Raw genomic sequence first — 5,048 nt, 5'->3', positions numbered from 1 at the left:
GGACTATCACTCTTTTCGTCTAAATCGATTGGATTAGAGAGTATTGAATTGGGTATGTTTGGCATTTCATGCAGACAAGCAGCCTCTGCCACACTCCAAATATTCTGGAATGTGAATAAGAGTACCAATATCTGGATTAGAAATGTTTTTCTCTTCATACACAAATCTGTATTTAAAACACCAATAAGAAGCTGTCCAGATCTATCAAAGATCTGATCACAGAATTTGAGTAACCTTAAACTTTTTGCAGCCTTAAGTAAAGATATACAGAATTTTTGAAAAAAGCATAGGTCTAGATAATCAAGCTAGATTTTTTAGAACTCCACATTGGTCAATTGTACATAAACCATCACAAGTACCTCTTAAATCAGATAATTGTTCAATAAGCTTTTGTTGCTTGATTATATTTTCTCTGATAGCACTGACATGTAAGTCAATTAATTCATTCACATCGGCTTTGTTGCACAAAGATTTGAAATGCAAAGCGCCCCTAATTGAGCCAAATTTAAGGCGTAACTTGGGTAAGTGGTCGACCTAATTCCGTAAATCTGTTAAGGACTGCTACACGTGCATGGATCTCATTCACTTGGCTATCAAAACTCCTTGCACTGAGTTTATCTCCTAATAATTTGATGCAATGCATCTTAGTTTCAACCAAACTTCGACGATGATAGCCTGACCATTTTTTCCATAGTGTCCTGCCTAAACGTTTAATTGTTCGAAGTAATTCATTTCGCTCTAGCGAGCTACTCTTTGTATCTTTCCATGGTTTCGCATTTTTTCTAGGTGGAATCACCGCATGCGCTTGCCGATCTGCAATGACCTGACGGCATTGCTTGGTGTCATAAGCTCCATCGGTATAAACAGAGTTAATCTGCTCATCTTGTGGAATCTGATTAAGTAAATCACCAAGCACCTGTGAATCACTGACATTATTGGTTGTAAGCTGAACTGCTCGTATTTGTAGGGTTTTAGCATCTATACCAATATGAAGTTTACGCCATTAGCGACGATATTCAGGTCCATGTTTCTTGCGTTTCCATTCGCCCTCACCTAGAAACTTCATGCCTGTAGAGTCCATGAGTAGATGCAGCCCATCGCTACTTTTTTGGTAGCTGATTACAATATCAATATGCTTTTGTCTTCTACAAAGCGTGGTGTAATCTGGAGCTATCCAATTTAATCCGCAAAGTTTAATCAGACTTTGCACAAAGCCAGTGACCATACGTAAAGACAGACGGAATAAGGATTTAATCATTAAGCAGCATTGGATGGCTGCGTCGGAGTAGGTTTGATTTCGCCCTTGTTTGCCTTTTGATGGCGCATACCATTGCGTAGCAGGATCAAACCAAATGGCAATATTTCCGCGACTCATGAGTGCTCGGTTATATGCGGGCCAATTGGTTGTGCGGTAGATTTTGTGTGTAGGCTTCTTCATTTGAAAATTATATCGCTGAAAAACCCTTTACAGATAGGTTTGTGCAACAAAGCCTATTGGATTAACCTAAATTTTTTCGATACTGAATGAAGCCAGCGTTATCCGCTAGTTGCGGCATCAAATTATCCATCGGGGTCGATTGAGCAGTGAATGTAATATTTTCTTTATAATTTATAAGCTCAAGACACAACTTTGGTGGGATGGTCTACTAATTCAGAAAATTTATTAATAAAAGTGCTATCAGAAAATATAAGAGCGATCCCGAAGCTAGCTAGAAAAATATTATCTAAATCCATCTAAAATCGCTCGAACATTCAATAGAAATACTTTCAAAAAGTTAAGAATTCCAGTTTATCGACGTAACAGTCTTAACCCATTGCCAATCACCAGTAAACTCGCCCCCATATCAGCAAATACCGCCATCCACATAGAGGCATTACCAAAAATAGCTAACAACAAAAATACAAGTTTGATGCCTAGTGCAAGTGTAATGTTTTGCCACAATATAGTATGGGTGCGTTTTGAGAGACGGATTGTTTCAGGCAAGCGACGTAGATCGTCATTCATGACTACCACATCCGCGGCCTCCATTGCGATATGCGTTCCTGCACCACCCATTGCAAAGCCAATATCCGCCTTAGCCAAGGCGGGCGCATCATTAATACCATCACCTGTCATTGCGGTCACGCCAAATCGCTGTTGTAATTCAGCAATCGCTTGCAATTTATCTTCGGGCAATAGATTACCTTTGACTTCCGTAATGCCCGCCTCTGCTGCGACTGTTCGTGCTGTCGCAACGTTATCACCACTCAACATCACCGGTGTAATTCCCAATGATTTCAGTTCACTCACGGCTTGGGCTGATGAAGGCTTGATTGTGTCAGCGACAGCACACAATGCGATCACCCGATGCGCATTCGCAATAATTGTAACTGTACGACCTGCTTCCTCATGAATCTTGAGACGTGCTTCAAGTTCAGCAGAGCATTGTCCACGTTCTTCGATCCAGCGATGGTTAGCCAACACATAAGGATGATCCTCAATTACACCCTGAACACCACGACCAGCAACAGCATGAAACTCATTCACCTCGCGCACCTCTGCCGTCAGCCCTTCTGCGATTGCTTTGGATACAGGGTGATCCGATCTCGCCGCAAGGCTTTTGGCAAGGCATTCTATTTCTGCTTGTGGCGTATTCAAGTCCAATTGCTCGAATGCAACCAGTTTTGGCTTTCCTTCAGTGATGGTTCCAGTTTTATCTAAAGCCACAACCTTAATCTTGCGTGCGTCCTCAATGTACACACCACCTTTAATTAAAATCCCTCGACGTGCTCCTGCTGCTAAACCACTCACCACGGTCACGGGTGTGGAGATGACCAATGCACACGGACAGGCGATCACCAATAATACCAGTGCCTTGTAGAGTGACTGCATCCAATTCATATCTGTGAACAAAGGCATCGACAGAAACACAAGAATGGCGAGGACAAATACTGCTGGGGTATAAATAGCTGCAAAACGATCGACAAATCTCTGCGTCGGAGCCCGAGAAGTCTGTGCTTGCTCAATCGCATGAATAATACGGGTTAATGTACTGTCAGAAGCGGGTGCAGTGACCTGTATTTCCAGACTAGCCGTTTGATTAATCGTACCTGCATACACTTCATCACCTGGAGTTTTATCTATAGGCAGGCTTTCGCCTGTGACCGATGACTGGTCAACTGCACTGTGTCCAGCAATAATGCTACCATCGAGCGGAATACGTTCTCCTGGACGGATTCGAGCAATAGCCCCGACTGCTACAGCCTTCACTGGTGTACTCAGCCATGTACCATCAGGCTGTAATATTTCTGCTTGTTCTGGAGCAAGAGACAGCAGACTTTTAATCGCATTCCGAGCACGATCTACTGCCCGTGCCTCAATGACCTCTGCAATAGCGAACAAAGCCATCACCATTGCTGCTTCCGGCCATTGCCCAATCAGAAATGCCCCTGTAATAGCGACCGTCATCAGCGCATTGATGTTTAAACGCCCCTGACGAAGCGCAGATAAACCTTTACCGTAGACTGAAAAACCTGACAATCCGATGGCTAAAACAGCTAAGGTCATACCAACAACCTTAACAGCCAAACTTTCTGGCAACATAAAAGCTAATGCTTCAGCACACAACGCTAGAACTAAAGCAGTAAACAATTTACCCCATGTCGTCCAGAAATTCTGGGCAGGATGATGGGTTTCTCCTGAAATTTCGTTATCGATATGAATAGCTTCAGGCTTAAAACCGGCTTTTCGTATTTCCGAGAGAACCACGGGTAACACTTCAGAATCAGCGGCAATCGCTAACTCTCGTTCTCCAAGATTAAATTGCAGGTTATGAATCCCTTCAATGTTTTTCAGTGCATGCCTGATTTCAGATTCTTCCGATGCACAATCCATGTTGGCGATCCGGAATCTATGGGATGTGCTAGCTGTAGAATCAGGTGATGGTTTAACCTCATCTAAAGATATTGAATCATTGCTGCCACAACTATAGCAGCCTGTAGTATTAGATTTTTTTTCGCCAGTAGAGTTCATAATATTCTCCTTGTCAGATACATTAAAAACCCTGTAGCCACTACAGTGTCAAGTATCTACAATTGAAAGAGATCAATATCTTTTTTATGTTTTATTCAAAATGAAGTTGATATTTATCCGTCGTAATCTTGATCTTGAGGTTCTTATATTTTCGTTTTGTGGCACTCAGGGCTGAATCTGTCACTTCTGCATAAAATTTAGGGTCATTCATTAGATCATTAAATAGTTTATATCCAATCAATAACTTACTAGATTTTTTCTTTTCCTTTAGATCATTTTCAATCAACTGATCCAATTCTTTTACAGAAAAACTATGCATATTACCCTCTATAGTATCTTTCTGATAAAACAGCATACAGACTTAGCAAGAGGATTTAAAGCTTATTAGATAATTGATATTTATGAAATTGTGAGAAAGATAATATATTAGATTTATCTATTTAAGTTAAGTTTTTCTAAAAATAACATAATACACCTTATACGAAATACTTGATATTTATCATTAAATTTCAGTATATTAGATCAAGCCGTTGTGGGGCATAGGGTACCAGAGCGGCTTTTTATTGATTATTTATGTTCCACGCTTAAAATTCGAACAATGTTTCATGATTTTTATAAGTTAAACTAAATTTAGTTGCCAATCCCANTGTTTCATGATTTTTATAAGTTAAACTAAATTTAGTTGCCAATCCCAATAAGCTATTCACTAACTTGTAAATATCGGTATACCGCCTGACGACTAATCCCAAAAGCTTTTCCTAATGCCATTTTTGATGGATACTTCCCCTCCTTCCATGCTTGTCGTAAAGCTTCAGCTTGGTCAGGCTTTAGTTTATGCACCCGACCTTTGTACTTCCCCTGAGCAGAGGCGAGTTTTATTCCTTCCTTTTGCCGCTCTAAAATTATCTCACGTTCGAACTGTGCAAAAGCACCCATCAATTGCAGCATCAAATTATCCATCGGGGTGGATTCGGCCGTAAAAGTAATATTTTCTTTTACAAACTGGATGGCAATCCCTCGTTTGACCAGTTTATCT

The 5,048-nt window shown here is 40.8% G+C and carries 3 protein-coding genes and 2 pseudogenes; all 5 read right to left on the bottom strand.

Annotation, left to right across the window (positions count from 1 at the left end):
* Positions 1–300: 300 nt before the first annotated feature.
* Positions 301–456 (bottom strand): annotated as a pseudogene (locus tag H4I94_RS16005) (MerR family transcriptional regulator); the annotation flags it as partial.
* A gap of 49 nt (positions 457–505) precedes the next feature.
* A pseudogene (locus tag H4I94_RS16000) lies at positions 506–1,438 on the bottom strand (IS5-like element ISAba12 family transposase).
* A 351-nt stretch (positions 1,439–1,789) separates the two neighbouring features.
* Positions 1,790–4,012 (bottom strand): heavy metal translocating P-type ATPase, encoded by a 2,223-nt coding sequence (locus H4I94_RS15995; RefSeq protein WP_261183710.1) that lies wholly within the window; start codon positions 4,010–4,012, stop codon positions 1,790–1,792.
* A gap of 91 nt (positions 4,013–4,103) precedes the next feature.
* Positions 4,104–4,331: a hypothetical protein gene (locus H4I94_RS15990; protein ID WP_004812234.1), complete on the bottom strand. Its 228-nt coding sequence runs from the start codon at positions 4,329–4,331 to the stop codon at positions 4,104–4,106.
* A 380-nt stretch (positions 4,332–4,711) separates the two neighbouring features.
* The coding region (locus H4I94_RS15985; RefSeq protein WP_261183707.1) for a recombinase family protein at positions 4,712–5,048 on the bottom strand (337 nt) is incomplete at its 5' end.

This window comes from Acinetobacter sp. T_3_1 (genome assembly GCF_025377055.1).
Lineage (GTDB): Bacteria > Pseudomonadota > Gammaproteobacteria > Pseudomonadales > Moraxellaceae > Acinetobacter > Acinetobacter kookii.
The sequence above is the reverse complement of the archived record's forward strand: the minus strand, read 5'-3'. Positions and strand labels throughout refer to the sequence as shown.